Genomic DNA, 16666 nt, shown 5'->3' on the forward strand with positions numbered 1-16666 from the left:
GCAGGGTAACCTGCCGTTTTTTATGCCTGTTATTCAGCAATACCAAGACGCGTGAGAAAACCCTGCAACCCTTCACGAGCGAGCAACTTGTGCAAACGTTCCTGTTCGACAGTCGTCATGTTTTCCAGCGAGTCGATAATTTGTGGAAGCAGGCTGGATGAGGTTGCCACGCCGTAGTGGGAAGGGCTTTCCGCCACATGGTAAACAGCCCGACGGTTACGAATGGCGGGAAGACTAATGATGTGCTCCTTAACGTGCGCATCAATACATATCACCCTCGCTCTTCCGCCTTTTACACCGTTGATACCCTCCGTTTTCCATCCTTTCTGTCGTATCCAGCGATTAACGGTTTGTCGGGCTACGCCCAGACTGTCCGCCAGCTCTTCCGTGGTCATTTTGCTGCGTAATCTTTTCATATCAGCGTTGGTCGCGAATCCCTAAACGTTGTAACAAGCCGGTAATCCCTTCCCGCAGTAACAGCGATGTCATCTGCTTTTGCTCTTCCGGCGTCATTTCATTCGCCAGCGTCAGGAGCAGGGCATGAAGCGAGCCCTCGTGGTACGCCTTATCTGGCAGTTCCGGCGTCTCTGTTGCCCTGCGCGCGCTGCGAATAAAGTCGCGCACTTTTTCATTGACGTGTACCAGACGCGCTTTGCCACCCTGAACGCCTGGCTTTGGCGATGTAATCCAACCCTCTTTGCGTACCCATTTATTGATGGTCTGTCGGCTATAGCCAGTCAGCAGGGCTAACTCTTCTGGCGTCATTCGTTCCTTGATCATACAATTTCCTGAATATCTGTGGGGTTAATTAGTGGTTCATTTTATAGCACCGTTTTACGTGAAAACGTGACAAGCTTAACTCCTGGCTGCGAGCAGGCTCTCAAAGTGATTCATTTGCATGATTTTTCGGCGATTGAAAGGCGGAGGCTGAATTTGCCGTTGACACTCTGCGGCGGAATTCATATTATGCCGCCCGTCAACATGACAGCTTTACGACGGGGCTATAGCTCAGCTGGGAGAGCGCCTGCATGGCATGCAGGAGGTCAGCGGTTCGATCCCGCTTAGCTCCACCAAACTCTGAACCCAACAGAGTGCGGTAGGTAAAGTAACATGTGGGGCTATAGCTCAGCTGGGAGAGCGCTTGCATGGCATGCAAGAGGTCAGCGGTTCGATCCCGCTTAGCTCCACCAAAATTTAAACCCTCGTCGCAAGACGGGGGTTTTTTTATATCTTGTAAAATATTTTAGACTGTTTTTGTTGCAATTAACGTCGTTTTCTACACCTCACCTCAATCCAAATCAATAAACAAGTCTATAAATAGACCTGAACTTGATTCGTGTTATTAATAAACCTATTATCCATGCGGTCAATGAGACGATGGTAAAATAGATTATCCGGATTAATGAATAGAAAAATTTACAATAATGTAAAGATATTTATGATTGCCCTGGCGCTAAGCCTGATTGCGATTCCTTTTTCTCGTTATATCTCTCCACGGGCCATCGTCAGCGAAAATGATGTTTATCTGGCGTGGTTGCCCTTAAGTGCCATGCTCGCCATCGTGTTGTTATTTGGACGACGGGCAATCATTCCTTTGCTGTTAAGTTTTAGTATTACTAATATTTATAATCTTGATTTAGCACCACTACAATCTGCCGTATTATTATGTTGTCAGACGTTTACCGTCTTCGCCGCCTGTGGCGTCATCCGTCTGGTGCTGGGCAAGCGCTGGCGACACAGCATACCGAATAAGTACATTGGCATACGTATTTTCTGGCTCGGATTTATGGTGCCTGTGGGCATCAAATTATCGATGTATCTGGCGGGATATTTATTTGATTTCCCGGTGACAATCTCCTCCTATTTCGGCGAAGGCTCTGCAATTTATAACGTTATCGATATTCAGAGTCTGATTTGTGCCGCCCTGATTTTCACCATGATGTTCTATTATCCGTTAAGAATGATTATTAATCCTCGCTATGCCCGAACATTCTGGCGGCGAAGCGTGAAGCCCCTCTTTTGTCACAAAAAAGCGTTATTTATCGTTGTGTGGCTGATGCTGTTGATCTCGATGATCGCTATTTTATGCGCGCCTTTTGAGTCGCAGTTTATTGCGGGTTATTTGATGCCAATCGTTTTCATTCTTTTCACCCTGGGGATTGGTCGTCTGAACTATGCGCTCATCTCTTTATTCTGGGCGGCCTCGGCGCTCATGCTGTTGACCTATAATTATAATTTTCTTAATGGCGTTGAATCGGGCCACTCGCTCTCCTTTATCCTGTCGGTGCTAATCTCTTTCGCCATCTGCCTGCTTTACATGTCGCGGATCTATCAGAAAAGTGAATGGCTGAAACAGGGGTGGCAGGAGAGGGCGCTTACCGATCCGCTCACCGGTCTGCCTAACATTCGTGCGCTGGAAGTGTTTTTACAGCACCATCCCGAGGCCAAAGTCTGCTGCCTGCGCCTGGATAATCTCGAATTCCTGAGCCGTCACTACGGCATCCTCATGCGTGTACATTGTAAAAAGATGATAACCGCGTCGCTGCAACCGTTATTGCAAAAAGACGAGAAGCTCTTCCAGTTGCCGGGCAGTGAGCTGGTAGTGGTCTTGCTGGGTCCGGGCACGGCTGAACGTCTGCAATATATGGTTGATCATCTGAACAGCCGTAAGATTATCTGGAACAAGACTGAGCTCGACATCGAGTTTGGCGCCTCCTGGGGTGAAGTGCCGGATGGAGAAAGCCTGCATCACACGCTGGGTCAGCTGAGCTGGCTCTCCGAGCAGTCCTGTGCCGGGCACAACGTCCTGGCGTTAACCAACAGTCTGGATGATGTCTCCGGTCAGACGACGGACAGAGTGCTGATGCTGGCCCGCATAAAACGCGCCCTTGATATCGGTGGGCTTCACCTTTATGCCCAGCCAATCCATAACGCGCGTGGGGAAGGGTACTTTGAAATCCTCTCAAGGCTTGAAAGCGAGGGGGAGATCATCACGCCTGATCGCTTTATTCCGCTGATTGCTCAGTTTAACCTGAGCCACCGATTTGACCTGAACGTGGTGGAAAAATTGCTGATGTGGATGCGCAGCCATCCGTCCGAACGGGCCGGAACGCGGTTCTCCGTTAATCTGATGCCGCTGACGCTGATGCAAAATGAGATAGCGGCTGAGATCATCGCGCTTTTTGAACGCTACGCCATTGCGCCGCAAGATATCGTCATTGAGATCACCGAGGAACAGGCTTTCTCTGACTCGGGAAGCAGCATCAACAATATCCAGCAGCTGCGGGATTACGGCTTCCGCATTGCTATTGATGACTTTGGTACCGGCTATGCCAACTTTGAGCGCCTGAAGCGGCTGGAGGCCGATATTATAAAGATCGATGGCTGCTTCGTGAAAGATATCTGCACCGACAGCATGGATGCGATGATCGTGCAGTCCATTTGCAACATGGCCAAAACGAAATCGCTTTGTGTGGTGGCTGAATATGTGGAATCGGCTGAACAACGCGAGATGTTGCTGCGATTCGGCGTGGACTATTTGCAGGGCTATTTGATTGGTAAACCACTGCCCCTGACGGAGCTGGAGGCATAAAAAAACCGGGAGCGAGGACTCCCGGTTTTTATTGCACGGTATGAATTACAGAACCAGTGCTGCAATAGAGGCAGACAGGACGCTCACCAGCGTTGAACCGTAAACCAGCTTCAGGCCAAAGCGAGAAACGACGTTACCTTGCTCTTCGTTCAGGCCTTTAATCGCACCAGCGATAATACCGATGGAAGAGAAGTTCGCGAAGGAGACCAGGAAGACGGACAGGATCCCTTCCGCACGAGGGGAGAGTGTGCTGGCAATCTTCTGGAGATCCATCATCGCCACGAACTCATTGGAAACCAGTTTCGTTGCCATGATACTGCCCACCTGCAACGCTTCGTGAGCGGGCACGCCCATCACCCAGGCAATCGGGTAGAAGATGTAGCCCAGAATACCCTGGAAGGAGATACCGAGTACGGCCGCAAACAGGGCGTTCAGCGCAGCGATCAGCGCGATAAAGCCAATCAGCATCGCGGCGACGATAATTGCAACCTTGAAACCCGCCAGAATGTATTCACCCAGCATTTCGAAGAAGCTCTGTCCCTCGTGCAGGTTTGACATCTGAATGTTCTCTTCGCTGGCATCCACGCGGTACGGGTTAATCAGCGAAAGCACGATAAAGGTGCTGAACATGTTCAGAACCAGCGCCGCAACTACGTATTTTGGTTCCAGCATGGTCATATACGCGCCCACGATAGACATGGAAACGGTAGACATTGCGGTTGCCGCCATGGTGTACATGCGGTTACGGGACATCTTGCCGAGGATATCTTTATACGCAATGAAGTTCTCAGACTGACCGAGAATCAGCGAGCTGACTGCGTTAAAGGATTCCAGTTTGCCCATGCCGTTAACTTTCGATAACAGGAAGCCGATCGCACGGATAACCACCGGCAGAACGCGGATGTGCTGAAGGATACCGATCAGGGCAGAGATGAAGACGATAGGGCAGAGCACCTTCAGGAAGAAGAAGGCCAGACCCTGATCGTTCATGCTGCCAAAGACGAAGTTTGTCCCTTCGTTGGCAAATCCGAGCAGTTTTTCGAACATTTCGGAGAAGCCTTTCACGAAGCCCAGGCCTACGTTGGAGTTCAGGAAGAACCACGCAAGTAAAACTTCAATGACCAGCAGTTGGACAACATAGCGAATACGAATTTTTTTGCGGTCTGTGCTGACCAGCAATGCAAGTGCAGTAACGACAACGAGTGCCAGGACAAAATGAAGGACGCGGTCCATATTTGCTCCAAATATGAGGCAGGTTTAATTTCCGTGCACATTCTATGTAACAAGCACAAAGAAAACGAGATCAAGCCCACACTATAGTTACATCCTGTGACGAGTCTCAAAAATAGTGATCAACAAGACATTTTTGTTATGTTAGGTAAATGAGTGAAAAGTTAAGTTTGTGTGCTACGCTTCACAAATGTCTGCGCATTTTCACATTCTGTGACCTTGCTCCACCTGCCTGTCTATCGTTCCTGACTATCAGAGAAATCATGTTAACCGTTACAAATGAACTTGATAATCATTCTCATTTTGATAGCATAAAACATAGCAAAGGCTATATTTCCAGAGGCAGAAATGACGAATAGTCGCGTAGAGAGTAGCAGCGGCAGAGCGGCACGCAAGCTGCGGTTCGCATTAATGGGACCGGCATTCATTGCCGCGATTGGCTACATCGATCCGGGTAATTTTGCGACCAACATTCAGGCCGGGGCCAGTTTCGGCTATAAACTGCTGTGGGTTGTGGTCTGGGCCAATCTGATGGCGATGCTGATTCAGATGCTCTCCGCGAAGCTGGGTATTGCTACCGGAAAAAACCTGGCGGAGCAAATCCGCGATCATTATCCACGTCCGGCAGTTTGGTTTTACTGGGTTCAGGCGGAAATTATCGCCATGGCCACCGATCTCGCCGAGTTTATCGGGGCGGCGATCGGCTTTAAGCTTATCCTGGGCGTCTCCCTGCTTCAGGGGGCCGTGCTGACCGGTATCGCCACTTTCCTGATTCTGATGCTCCAGCGGCGGGGACAAAAACCGCTGGAGAAAGTCATCGGCGGCCTGCTGCTGTTCGTCGCTGCCGCCTATATTGTTGAGCTGATTTTCTCCCAGCCGAATCTGGCGCAGCTGACGAAAGGGATGGTGATCCCGTCGTTACCCACTTCTGAAGCCGTTTTTCTGGCTGCGGGGGTGCTGGGGGCGACCATCATGCCGCACGTCATTTATCTGCACTCTTCATTAACCCAGAATCTGCATGGCGGGACGAGTAAAGAGCGCTACTCCGCCTCGAAATGGGATGTGACTATCGCGATGACCATTGCCGGATTTGTGAATCTGGCGATGATGGCGACCGCCGCCGCCGCGTTCCACTTTAACGGGCATACCGGGGTTGCCGATCTCGACCAGGCTTACCTGACGCTGGAGCCGTTGCTGAGTCATGCCGCTGCCACTATTTTTGGTTTAAGCCTGGTTGCTGCGGGTCTTTCATCTACGGTTGTGGGGACACTGGCCGGGCAGGTGGTGATGCAGGGGTTCGTACGTTTCCATATTCCGCTGTGGGTTCGCCGCTCGGTCACGATGCTGCCTTCCTTTGTTGTGATCCTGATGGGGCTGGATCCGACCCGCATTCTGGTGATGAGTCAGGTACTGCTAAGTTTCGGGATTGCGCTGGCGCTGGTGCCACTGCTGATCTTCACCAGTAATAAATCGCTGATGGGCGAACTGGTGAATTCGACGTGGGTGAAGCGCGCCGGGTGGGCCATTGTGGTCGTGGTGGTGGCGTTAAACTTGTGGTTGCTGATAGGCACAGCCGCAGGCCTGTAAAAGAAAAAGGAGCCGGAAGGCTCCTTTTTGTTGTTAATGGTGATGGCCGTGACCGTGGCCTCTGCCTTTTCCATGACCCCAGCCGCCACGGCGGTCGTCACGATCGTTCCAGCCTTCGCGGTAGCCGCGTTCGTAAGCCTTACGCTTATCCCAGCCACGGTGATAGCCGTTATCGTGTTTCCACCAGCGGTTTTGACGCCATTCATAATGGCGATGCCAGTAGTCACGGTCGCGCCAGTAGCCACCGTCCCAGTATCTGCCGTAGTCATCACGATCGCCAATTTGTAATTTAATCGATGGCAACAGGGTGATTTCGCCCGCACTGGCGACCAGCGGGGCCGAAGCCAGTAATACCGCTGCAAGAATCAGTGACCTGAACATACTCTTCTCCTTCACGATCGGGGCCGCTGTGCGACCTGTTAACGCAATTTTACGAGTTGGTAAACATTCGTTTCATCGCCTCAACTCCTAAATCAGGAACGAGAGCACTTTTTGCTAAAAGTGTTTTTAATCTGAACTGGACAGGATCGTATCTATCGTCTTCAGCTCTTCTGCCGTGAACCGACAATTTTCAAGCACGCCTGCTGCATCTTCAATTTGTCCGGTCTTGCTTGCGCCGATGAGCACGGATGTCACCGCATCGTGGCGCAGGATCCAGGCCAGTGCCATTTGCGATAGCTTTTGCCCCCGGTTTTCCGCCAGCGCATTCAGCTTGCGTACCTTTTCCAGCTTTTTGTCGGTGATCTGCTCCGGGTTAAGGAACTTACTGCCGCTTGCTGCGCGAGAATCCGCCGGGATACCGTTCAGATAGCGATCGGTCAACTGTCCGCCCGCCAGGGGGAGAAGGGGATACATCCCACCCCTCTATGCTGCAACACGTCCAGCAACCCCTCTTCAGGCGCACGTTCAAACATGGAGTACTTCGGCTGGTGGATCAGACATGGCGTGCCCAGATCCTCCAGTATTTCAATCGCCTGCCTTGCCACTTCTGCCGGGTAGTTGGACAGACCGATGTACAGCGCCTTGCCCTGACGCACCACATGGTCAAGCGCTTTCATGGTTTCACGTAGCGGCGTTTGTGGATCCGGGCGGTGGTGATAGAAAATATCGACATACTCCAGCCCCATACGCCTGAGGCTCTGGTCCAGGCTGGCGATCAGATATTTACGTGAGCCCCAGTCGCCATAAGGCCCGTCCCACATGGTGTAGCCCGCTTTAGTGGAGATGATCAGCTCATCGCGCCAGGGCAGGAAATCCTCCTGCAAAATGCGCCCAAAATTACGTTCGGCCGAACCAGGAGGAGGGCCGTAATTATTGGCAAGGTCAAAATGCGTAATACCCAAATCGAAAGCACGCTGTAAAAGTTGACGGCTGTTTTCGAGTAACGTCGCGTCGCCAAAATTATGCCAAAGCCCCAGCGAGATGGCGGGAAGCTTAAGACCGCTTTGTCCACAGCGGCGATATTGCATTGTCTGGTAACGATTTTTGTCAGGCTGATAACCCATTGGCGAGACCTCTGGCGCTGGAAAGAAACATCAGTGTATACGTTTACACTAACCTGAAGAAAATGAGCATAGCTCAGCTTTTTTCGTAAAGCATTCTTTCCAGACCCTGATTATCGCCAATTCTGGACACGCTTCACGCTTATTTAATACTCAGAGTGAGGTCAACGTCAGAAGGACACTTATAATATGCGTACCCCCTATTGCGTCGCCGATTACCTGCTGGACCGACTAACAGATTGTGGTGCCGATCATCTGTTTGGCGTGCCGGGCGACTATAACCTGCAATTTCTCGATCACGTGATAGACAGCCCGGACATCTGCTGGGTGGGCTGTGCCAATGAACTGAACGCGTCTTACGCCGCAGACGGCTATGCCCGCTGTAAGGGCTTTGCCGCGCTCCTGACGACATTCGGCGTTGGGGAGTTAAGCGCCATGAACGGTGTGGCGGGCAGCTTTGCCGAACATGTTCCCGTCCTCCATATTGTGGGGGCCCCGGGTATGGCGGCGCAGCAGCGAGGAGAGTTATTGCACCATACGTTGGGCGACGGCGAGTTCCGCCATTTCTATCATATGAGCGAACCCATCACCGTTGCACAGGCGGTGCTTACCGAACAAAACGCCTGCTATGAAATTGACAGAGTCCTGACCACTATGCTGCGGGAGCGCCGTCCGGGCTACCTGATGCTGCCCGCTGATGTGGCGAAAAAAGCCGCTACGCCCCCTGTAAGCGCTCTCACTGTTAACCCCGCACCGGCTGATTCAGCCTGCTTGCAGGCGTTCCGTGAGGCTGCCGAAAAGCGCTTGTCCACGAGCAAACGCACCGCGCTGTTAGCGGACTTCCTCGTACTCCGCCATGGTCTGCGCACGGCCCTTCAGACGTGGGTGAAAGAGGTGCCGATGGCACACGCCACCATGCTGATGGGCAAGGGCATTTTTGACGAACGACAGAGCGGTTTTGACGGCACCTACAGCGGATCGGCGAGCGCCGCGCCGGTCAAAGAGGCCATCGAGGGGGCTGATACGGTGCTGTGTATTGGCACGCGCTTTACCGATACGCTCACTGCCGGGTTTACCCACCAGCTGACGCCGGACCAGACGATAGAGGTTCAGCCCCACGCGTCCCGCGTCGGCGACGTCTGGTTTACGGGTATCCCGATGAGGGAGGCCATTGAAACGCTGACAGCGCTGTGTAAAACCTATGTTCGTGATACGCGAGCGCCATTGGATCACAGCGGCTTTTCGTTCCCGACTATCGAAGGGGCGCTGACTCAGGAGAGCTTCTGGCGTACCCTGCAAACGTTTATCCGCCCCGGAGACATTATTCTGGCTGACCAGGGAACGTCTGCTTTCGGCGCTATCGATCTGCGTTTACCGGCGGACGTGAACTTTATCGTCCAGCCGCTGTGGGGATCGATTGGCTACACGCTGGCGGCAGCATTTGGCGCGCAAACGGCGTGTCCGAACCGACGCGTGATTGTCCTGACGGGTGACGGCGCCGCGCAGTTGACCATTCAGGAGCTGGGATCGATGCTGCGCGACAAACAGCGCCCGATTATTCTGGTGCTTAACAACGAAGGATACACGGTGGAAAGGGCCATCCACGGGCCGGAGCAGCGCTATAACGATATTGCCCTCTGGAACTGGACGCAGATCCCGCAGGCGCTGAGCCTGGCGCCTCAGGCAGAGTGCTGGCGCGTCAGCGAAGCGGAAGCGCTGGCGGAGGTGCTGGATAAAGTGGCACACCATGAGCGGCTTTCGCTGATCGAGGTGATGCTGCCGAAAGCCGATATTCCGCCGCTGCTGAGCGCGCTGACCAAAGCGCTGGAGGCGCGCAATAACGCCTGATTACCTGTCGTTTCGCCATCCCATCAGCATCGGTTTGCCCGCCAGCAGGAGCCAGGCGGGCAACATCACGATACAGAGCAGCGGCAGAAGCGTGGTATCCGGCACGACAACGGCCGCCATAAACAGGCTCAGCCACGCATCGCGCGTGACCACCAGTACCAGCCCCAGAATGGAACAGGAGACGGTAATCGCCGCAGGGACAGCGTCGACGTGCTCATGCAGCATCAGCCCCAGCGCGACGCCAACAAATACCGCCGGGAAGATACGACCTCCCCGGAAACCACAGGCCGCAGCGACCACCAGCGCCGCCAGTTTTACCAGCGCGAACAGCAGATAATCGGAGACGCTAAAGACCTGGCTGAAGGCCAGCTGCTGCATCTCGTCCAGACCCTTAAACAGCGTAACCGTCCCGCCGATGGCGCCTAAAACGCCCAGAATAAAACCCCCCATGCCCAGAATCAGCACCGGATGCTTCAGCCTGTGCATCAGGCGATGCAGGCGAGGGAGACACCACACCGCGACCATCCCCAGCGCAATGGCGATCGCGACGACGACGGCACCGCTGAAAATATCGGTGAGTTGCATCTGGCCGTAGTGGGGGATGGTGAGTGAAAAATGGGGATGGAAAAACAGGCTGGTGGTGAGGGCTCCCGCAGCGGCGGCCATTAGCGGCGCGAAGAGTTTATCCCACAGCGGTACTTCATGATCACTGCTGAGGGTTTGCGAAAAAATGAGCGCAGCCGCGACCGGAGTGCCAAACAGCGCCCCGATGGTGCCTGCTGACGCCAGGATCGTCCAGTCCAGCGCGCCAACGCGCGGAAAAAGACGCGCCCCCAGAAAGACCGCCAGCGCGATATTAACCGCCATAATGGGATGTTCAGGCCCGAGGCTTACGCCGCCCGCAAGACCGATAATCAGCGCGATAATAAGCCCCGGCAGAGCAGAGGGAGAGACAGGAGCGCCAATCAAGGGTTCCAGTGCCGGGTCCGGCCCGGCATGGCCCGGGCTATAGCGGATCACCAGCCCTACGGCAATCCCGGTCAGGGTCAGCATCATCATGATCCAGCCCGGCGAGTCAATGCTGATGCCGAGTTTTACCGGAAGCGCGGTCCATAAAATCGTTTGCAGCACCGCCGCCACTTTCATGACGACGATGAGCACCAGGCTCGACGCCACGCCAATAATCAGCGCCGGGACAGCCAATAACAGCATGGTTCTGGCTCGCGGATGGAGCATGATGATTTCCTTGTACAAAACGGCTTAACGTTACTTTGCACAATCAGCATTGTGGCAATAGTGCAAAAGGTGCTGAAACGGTAAAGTTATAATGTGACGAAGATCGATAATCCATGGGCAGTCACCTTCTGGTCGTTGTTGTTATCACGCCTTGAATTTACAGTGTCCCAAAGATTTATTCTGACTTTAGCGGAGCAGTAGAAGAATGACAAAGTATGCTTTGGTAGGTGATGTAGGCGGCACCAACGCGCGCCTTGCCCTGTGCGATGTGAACAGCGGTGAAATTTCTCAGGCGAAAACCTATTCAGGGCTGGATTACCCAAGCCTGGAAGCGGTGGTTCGCGTCTATCTGGAAGAGCATAAAGTGAGCGTTGAAGACGGTTGTATCGCTATTGCCTGTCCGATCACCGGCGACTGGGTGGCGATGACCAACCATACGTGGGCCTTCTCAATTGCCGAAATGCGGAAAAACCTCGGCTTCTCGCACCTTGAAATTATCAACGACTTCACTGCGGTTTCCATGGCTATCCCAATGCTTAAACCAGAGCATCTGATTCAGTTCGGCGGTACGGCCCCGGTTGAAGGCAAACCGATTGCCGTTTACGGCGCAGGCACCGGCCTGGGGGTGGCGCACCTGGTCCACGTCGACAAACGCTGGGTCAGCCTGCCGGGCGAAGGCGGTCACGTGGATTTTGCGCCGAACAGCGAAGAAGAGGGCATTATTCTGGAGGAGCTACGCGCCGAGATTGGGCACGTGTCGGCCGAGCGGGTGCTTTCTGGCCCGGGCCTGGTGAACCTGTATCGGGCGATTGTAAAATCAGACGGTCGTCTGCCGGAAAATCTGCAACCTAAAGATGTGACCGAACGCGCGCTGGCCGACAGCTGTATTGACTGCCGCCGTGCTTTGTCGCTGTTCTGCGTCATCATGGGGCGTTTTGGCGGCAACCTGGCGCTGAACCTTGGCACCTTTGGCGGGGTCTATATTGCGGGCGGGATCGTGCCGCGCTTCCTCGATTTCTTTACCGCCTCCGGCTTCCGTGGCGGCTTCGAAGACAAAGGCCGCTTCAGGAGCTATGTCCAGGACATTCCTGTTTACCTGATTGTCCACGACAACCCAGGCTTACTGGGCTCCGGGGCGCATCTGCGTCAGGTACTGGGTCAGATCCTCTGATGCTCATTCCCCTCTCCTGCGGGAGAGGGAACGCGCTACAGGTGCATGAGCTGGCGGAACTCTTTCACTCTGCTGCGGCTTACCGGCACCTGGAAATCCAGATCCTTCAGCCGCAAAATATAGGTGTTATTAAACCAGGGTTCGATTTCGCGGATCTTGTTCAGGTTGACGCAGAACGAGCGGTGGCAGCGGAAGAAGTGAGCGGCCGGGAGTTTATTGCAGAATTCGGTGATGTTCATCGCCATGACGTAGGATTCACGCCGCGTATAGACAAACGTCATTTTTTCATGCGCTTCGGCATAGTAAATATCGTCGACAGGCGTGACGATGATCCGTTCGTCCTTCACCAGATTAATCGTGTCGTTTTCCCGCGCTACCGGGCTGGCACTGGCGGGTAATGCTTGCTGCTGCCACGCGGCTTCCAGCTTATGCAGCATGCTGATAATACGCGACTCCTGGTACGGCTTGAGAATATAGTCAAACGCCTCAAGCTCGAAGGCTTCCACGGCATGCTCTTTCCACGCGGTGACAAACACAATAAACGGCTTGTGGGCGAATTGATTGATATTTTGCGCCAGCAGGACGCCGTCCAGCGACGGAATATTAATATCGAGGAATATCGCGTCGACCCGGTTATGCTGTAAAAATTTCAGCACGTCCAGACCATCCTCAAAACAGCCAACAATCTCCATTTGGCTGTGGGTTTTGATAAGCCAGCTCAACTCCTGTTGAGCCAGAAATTCATCTTCTACGATGATGACTTTCATCTGTTACTCCGGCCTACGGCAACAAGGATATCGGGGCATTCACGGGCGTTCGCTCATTCGGAACATAAAAGGCAATTTCGGTGCCCGGCTCAAGACGGTGAATATGCAGCCCGTCACCGTACAGCAGTTTGACCCGGTGATGCACATTCAGCAGTCCGATCTTGTTGCCCGGCATTTCGTTTGATTTGACGCGCTCGATGACTTTCGGATCGATGCCGTGCCCGGTATCGCGCACGGCGATGCGCACGCGGTTACCGCTTTCCGTCACGCTAATCGTTACTACGCCTTTGCCTTTACACGGCTGAATACCGTGAACAATGGCGTTTTCCACCAGAGGCTGGATCAGCAGGCTTGGGATCACGCAGCTGACCTCTTCATCAATATCGTAAATGACCGTGAGCTTATCGCCAAAGCGTGCCTGCTCGATGGCGATGTAATCCTTGATTTGATACAGCTCTTTTTTGATGTCGATCTGCTCGTCGTCATTTAGCTCAATGTTGTAGCGCAGATAGCGCGACAGATTAAATATCAGCTGCCGCGCGGTATCCGGATTCAGACGGATGGAAGAGGAGATAGCGTTCAGCGCGTTAAACAGGAAATGGGGATTGATCTTGCTTTGCAGGGCGCGCAGCTCTGCCTTATTTGCCATCTCGCGCAGCTGCTCTGCACGCGAAACCTCAAGTTGAGTGGAGATAATCTGCGACAGGCCAATCGCCATCTCCTGGAGCGAGGAGGTGATTTGGTGCGCATGGCAGTAGTAAATTTTCAGCGTCCCCGTGACCACGCCTTTTTCCCACAGCGGGATCACCAGCATTGAGTGGATCTCTGGCGTCCGGTGGGCTTCATCATTGTTTTTAATGATGATTTTTCCGTAGTTAATCGCCTGTCTGGTGGTCGGGCTGATGGTGTCGTCGCTGTCGCGATAATTGTGCTCACCGACGCCAACGTAAGCCAGCACGTGGTCAATATTGGTGATGGCGACCGCATCGGCGTGAATATCACGGCGGATGATGTCGCAAACCTGACGTAAAGATTCGGCGTTAACGTGCCGGAAAAGGGGCAGCGTCTTGTTGGCGATGTCCAGCGCCAGTTTGGCCTGACGCGCGGCGCTGGCCTCTTTTTCGCCCTCCACGCTTTGCACCAGCAGCACGATAAAACCGATACAGACGCTCCCGAGGATCATCGGAATACCGATCTTCGAGACGATATCCAGCCCCAGCGCAACGGTTGGCGCCCAGACGATGACCAGGATCATGGTCAGCGTTTCGCAGACCATCCCCGCGATAATCCCCGCACGCCAGTGCTGCTTTTTCGGGATTTTTCGGTTAATCCAGCCCGAGAGCAGCCCGGCAATAATGCTGGTGATAAAGCAGGGGACGGCCGTCACGCCGCCAATATCAATCAGGTACCGATGGGTGCCGGCGATAATGCCTGTGATAATCCCGACCCAGGGACCAAAGAGGATCCCGCCCGACATGACGGCGATAATGCGCACGTTCACCAGCGAGCCTTCTACCGGCACGCCGGACCAGGTGCTGAACAGGGCAAACATCGAAAAGATAAACGTGACGGCCAGCAGCTCTTTTGGCGAATGGGCAGATTTATGCAACAGTTCGCGGAACAAGCGGATGCGGATAAGGAAAAAGAGACAGATCAGCATTAATGCCGCGCGGTCGAACACCGCCAGGAGCATATTGAAGATTTCGTGCACGGTCAGGCCTGGGAAAACGGGAAAAATCTATGATAGAAAACATAGGGCCTGATGACCAGCTATCCATCAGATTTATCAAATGGGGAAAAACCATAATTCTCAAAGGGGATTGCTGGCTTTTGACTGAAAGCCGGTGCTTTTCCGTTTGGGAAGAAACGTCAGGTAACGATACTGAAAATATTGTGTTAAATCGTAGCGCTTAAAACTGCCCGTTCGCGATAAGAGTTCCGCTTTTCACTGCAATCGCATTCCCGTTTTAGCGCAAAATATTGTTTTGCCGTTATCCTCTCGACAGCGTCTTTTTCTTCAGGTTATTTTCTAAGCACGCCACACAGGTGGCAGCGTCGCTCGGACGGTCCGGGCGCTAACGTGACTCTGAGGAATCTATGGCTGAATTCAGTCCTGAACGCCGTTTTACGCGTATCGATCGTCTCCCCCCTTATGTTTTCAATATCACTGCTGAACTGAAAATGGCTGCGCGTCGGCGCGGCGAAGACATTATCGATTTCAGTATGGGTAACCCTGACGGCCCAACGCCGCCGCATATCGTTGAGAAACTCTGCACGGTTGCGCAGCGTCCTGATACCCATGGGTATTCCACCTCACGCGGCATTCCACGCTTACGTCGGGCGATCTCCCGCTGGTATCAGGATCGTTATCAGGTCGATATCGATCCTGAAAGTGAAGCGATTGTGACCATTGGCTCCAAAGAGGGGCTGGCCCACCTGATGCTGGCGACGCTGGATCACGGCGATACCGTACTGGTGCCGAATCCGAGCTACCCCATTCACATCTATGGGGCGGTGATTGCCGGCGCGCAGGTGCGTTCTGTCCCGCTGGTGGAAGGCGTCGACTTCTTTAACGAGCTGGAACGGGCGATTCGTGAAAGCTATCCGAAGCCGAAAATGATGATCCTCGGTTTCCCGTCAAACCCAACGGCACAATGCGTTGAACTCGAATTCTTCGAGAGAGTGGTCGCGCTGGCTAAGCGTTACGACGTGCTGGTGGTACACGATCTCGCCTACGCCGATATCGTTTATGATGGCTGGAAAGCGCCGTCAATTATGCAGGTACCGGGTGCTCGTGATGTGGCGGTTGAGTTTTTCACCCTGTCGAAAAGCTACAACATGGCGGGCTGGCGAATTGGTTTTATGGTGGGAAACAAAACGCTGGTGAGCGCCCTGGCGCGTATTAAAAGCTACCATGACTATGGCACCTTTACGCCGTTACAGGTCGCGGCCATCGCGGCGCTGGAAGGGGATCAGCAATGCGTGCTCGATATTGCCGCTCAGTACAAACGCCGCCGTGATGTGCTGGTAAAAGGGCTTCATGAAGCAGGCTGGATGGTGGAAATGCCAAAAGCCTCTATGTACGTCTGGGCGAAAATCCCTGAGCCGTATGCGGCGATGGGTTCTCTGGAATTTGCCAAAAAACTGCTTCAGGACGCCAAGGTTTGCGTCTCTCCAGGCATTGGCTTTGGTGACTACGGTGACACGCACGTGCGTTTCGCGCTGATTGAAAACAGCGACCGTATCCGTCAGGCAGTGCGGGGCATTAAAAGCATGTTCCGCGCGGATGGCCTGCTTGCAGCGAAGAGTGTTGCGGAACAACCCGAGTCGTAACGGACACCAAAAAAAACAGGCGCCAACGGCGCCTGTTTTTTTGACTGCATTTTCTTAACTAGATCATCAGAGCAAACGTTCCGGCCCAAACTAAAACAATAACCGAAATGCCCATAAAGAAATATTTCACGTTTCATCGCTCCGCGTATCTTCCGGTACGCATTAAAAAAACAGAGTCCAACTGAGTATAGAGAGTTGAAATCATGCGAAAGGGGAAATCGGAATTATCCCGTTACGTCGCTAACTTCAGCTCTGAATTCTGTGCTTTCCTGTCGCCAGACGGCGCTAATGTACGCCTAAATTTCAGGAGTGACAAGAGGCATTTTTTTAAATAATTTCCTACACTTACGAGTGTCGTGGAACGGCGACAGTTTGATTTCGGTACGCAATAAATGCCTGT

13 protein-coding genes, 2 tRNA genes and 1 pseudogene are annotated in these 16666 nt (G+C 53.3%); 7 read left to right on the forward strand and 9 right to left on the reverse strand.

Annotation, left to right across the window (positions count from 1 at the left end):
* Positions 1–29: 29 nt before the first annotated feature.
* Together ACWKXX_RS06420 and ACWKXX_RS06425 are read right to left on the reverse strand one after the other, a co-directional pair.
* On the reverse strand, positions 30–416 hold the full coding sequence (locus tag ACWKXX_RS06420) for a YfeC-like transcriptional regulator (protein ID WP_017383469.1): 387 nt from the start codon (positions 414–416) through the stop codon (positions 30–32).
* Position 417: 1 nt separating this feature from the next.
* Positions 418–780 (reverse strand): YfeC-like transcriptional regulator, encoded by a 363-nt coding sequence (locus ACWKXX_RS06425; RefSeq protein WP_015572232.1) that lies wholly within the window; start codon positions 778–780, stop codon positions 418–420.
* 217 nt (positions 781–997) lie between these two features.
* Between ACWKXX_RS06425 and ACWKXX_RS06430 the strand changes: the two genes are divergently transcribed.
* The 3 genes from ACWKXX_RS06430 (at position 998) to ACWKXX_RS06440 (ending at position 3592) form a co-directional block, all read left to right on the forward strand.
* Positions 998–1073: transfer RNA gene (locus tag ACWKXX_RS06430), tRNA-Ala, on the forward strand.
* 41 nt (positions 1074–1114) lie between these two features.
* A tRNA-Ala gene (locus ACWKXX_RS06435) sits at positions 1115–1190 on the forward strand.
* A gap of 212 nt (positions 1191–1402) precedes the next feature.
* Positions 1403–3592 carry an EAL domain-containing protein gene (locus ACWKXX_RS06440; protein ID WP_045338095.1) on the forward strand — a complete coding sequence of 730 codons (2190 nt, stop codon included), beginning with the start codon at positions 1403–1405 and terminating at the stop codon, positions 3590–3592.
* Between the two features lie 45 nt (positions 3593–3637).
* On the opposite strand, the gene nupC is transcribed toward ACWKXX_RS06440, so the two are convergent.
* Positions 3638–4825 carry a nucleoside permease NupC gene (gene nupC / locus ACWKXX_RS06445; protein ID WP_006811440.1) on the reverse strand — a complete coding sequence of 396 codons (1188 nt, stop codon included), beginning with the start codon at positions 4823–4825 and terminating at the stop codon, positions 3638–3640.
* 345 nt (positions 4826–5170) lie between these two features.
* On the opposite strand from nupC, the gene ACWKXX_RS06450 reads away from it, so the two are divergent.
* Entirely contained in the window at positions 5171–6409 is a 1239-nt protein-coding gene (locus tag ACWKXX_RS06450; protein WP_023295104.1) for an Nramp family divalent metal transporter, read from the forward strand.
* 33 nt (positions 6410–6442) lie between these two features.
* Here ACWKXX_RS06450 and ACWKXX_RS06455 read toward each other — a convergent pair whose 3' ends face one another.
* Both ACWKXX_RS06455 and mgrA read right to left on the reverse strand, forming a co-directional pair.
* Entirely contained in the window at positions 6443–6790 is a 348-nt protein-coding gene (locus tag ACWKXX_RS06455; protein ID WP_015572233.1) for a DUF2502 domain-containing protein, read from the reverse strand.
* Between the two features lie 126 nt (positions 6791–6916).
* Positions 6917–7914 (reverse strand): annotated as a pseudogene (gene mgrA / locus ACWKXX_RS06460) (L-glyceraldehyde 3-phosphate reductase).
* A gap of 186 nt (positions 7915–8100) precedes the next feature.
* Between mgrA and ipdC the strand changes: the two are divergent.
* Complete coding sequence (gene ipdC / locus ACWKXX_RS06465; RefSeq protein WP_023304171.1) at positions 8101–9759, forward strand: indolepyruvate decarboxylase; 1659 nt, start codon at positions 8101–8103, stop codon at positions 9757–9759.
* Here the strand turns inward: ipdC and ACWKXX_RS06470 are convergent, their stop codons facing one another.
* The gene (locus ACWKXX_RS06470; protein ID WP_032619299.1) at positions 9760–10995 is read right to left on the reverse strand and encodes an ion channel protein; all 1236 of its coding nucleotides are present in this window, start codon (positions 10993–10995) and stop codon (positions 9760–9762) included.
* A gap of 205 nt (positions 10996–11200) precedes the next feature.
* On the opposite strand from ACWKXX_RS06470, the gene glk reads away from it, so the two are divergent.
* Positions 11201–12166, forward strand: coding sequence for a glucokinase (gene glk, locus ACWKXX_RS06475; protein WP_003861352.1), 966 nt, complete (start codon positions 11201–11203; stop codon positions 12164–12166).
* Between the two features lie 35 nt (positions 12167–12201).
* Here glk and ACWKXX_RS06480 read toward each other — a convergent pair whose 3' ends face one another.
* Together ACWKXX_RS06480 and ACWKXX_RS06485 are read right to left on the reverse strand one after the other, a co-directional pair.
* Positions 12202–12933: a LytR/AlgR family response regulator transcription factor gene (locus tag ACWKXX_RS06480; protein ID WP_015572237.1), complete on the reverse strand. Its 732-nt coding sequence runs from the start codon at positions 12931–12933 to the stop codon at positions 12202–12204.
* A gap of 13 nt (positions 12934–12946) precedes the next feature.
* Complete coding sequence (locus ACWKXX_RS06485) at positions 12947–14644, reverse strand: sensor histidine kinase (RefSeq protein WP_032619300.1); 1698 nt, start codon at positions 14642–14644, stop codon at positions 12947–12949.
* Between the two features lie 386 nt (positions 14645–15030).
* Here ACWKXX_RS06485 and alaC point away from each other — a divergent pair, with 386 nt between their 5' ends.
* Positions 15031–16266 carry an alanine transaminase gene (gene alaC, locus ACWKXX_RS06490; protein ID WP_023304168.1) on the forward strand — a complete coding sequence of 412 codons (1236 nt, stop codon included), beginning with the start codon at positions 15031–15033 and terminating at the stop codon, positions 16264–16266.
* A gap of 58 nt (positions 16267–16324) precedes the next feature.
* On the opposite strand, the gene ypdK is transcribed toward alaC, so the two are convergent.
* Complete coding sequence (gene ypdK / locus ACWKXX_RS06495) at positions 16325–16396, reverse strand: membrane protein YpdK (RefSeq protein WP_099458937.1); 72 nt, start codon at positions 16394–16396, stop codon at positions 16325–16327.
* Positions 16397–16666: the final 270 nt, after the last annotated feature.

The organism is Enterobacter sp. UPMP2061, assembly GCF_053709615.1.

Excerpts from the sequence above, each read along its gene's own strand:
- ACWKXX_RS06470 (WP_032619299.1), bottom strand. The coding sequence starts at position 10,995 with ATGCTCCATCCGCGAGCCAGAACCATGCTGTTATTGGCTGTCCCGGCG.
- glk (WP_003861352.1), top strand. The coding sequence starts at position 11,201 with ATGACAAAGTATGCTTTGGTAGGTGATGTAGGCGGCACCAACGCGCGC.
- ACWKXX_RS06455 (WP_015572233.1), bottom strand. The coding sequence starts at position 6,790 with ATGTTCAGGTCACTGATTCTTGCAGCGGTATTACTGGCTTCGGCCCCG.
- ACWKXX_RS06450 (WP_023295104.1), top strand. The coding sequence starts at position 5,171 with ATGACGAATAGTCGCGTAGAGAGTAGCAGCGGCAGAGCGGCACGCAAG.
- ACWKXX_RS06420 (WP_017383469.1), bottom strand. The coding sequence starts at position 416 with ATGAAAAGATTACGCAGCAAAATGACCACGGAAGAGCTGGCGGACAGT.
- ACWKXX_RS06440 (WP_045338095.1), top strand. The coding sequence starts at position 1,403 with ATGAATAGAAAAATTTACAATAATGTAAAGATATTTATGATTGCCCTG.
- nupC (WP_006811440.1), bottom strand. The coding sequence starts at position 4,825 with ATGGACCGCGTCCTTCATTTTGTCCTGGCACTCGTTGTCGTTACTGCA.
- ACWKXX_RS06480 (WP_015572237.1), bottom strand. The coding sequence starts at position 12,933 with ATGAAAGTCATCATCGTAGAAGATGAATTTCTGGCTCAACAGGAGTTG.
- alaC (WP_023304168.1), top strand. The coding sequence starts at position 15,031 with ATGGCTGAATTCAGTCCTGAACGCCGTTTTACGCGTATCGATCGTCTC.
- ACWKXX_RS06425 (WP_015572232.1), bottom strand. The coding sequence starts at position 780 with ATGATCAAGGAACGAATGACGCCAGAAGAGTTAGCCCTGCTGACTGGC.
- ipdC (WP_023304171.1), top strand. The coding sequence starts at position 8,101 with ATGCGTACCCCCTATTGCGTCGCCGATTACCTGCTGGACCGACTAACA.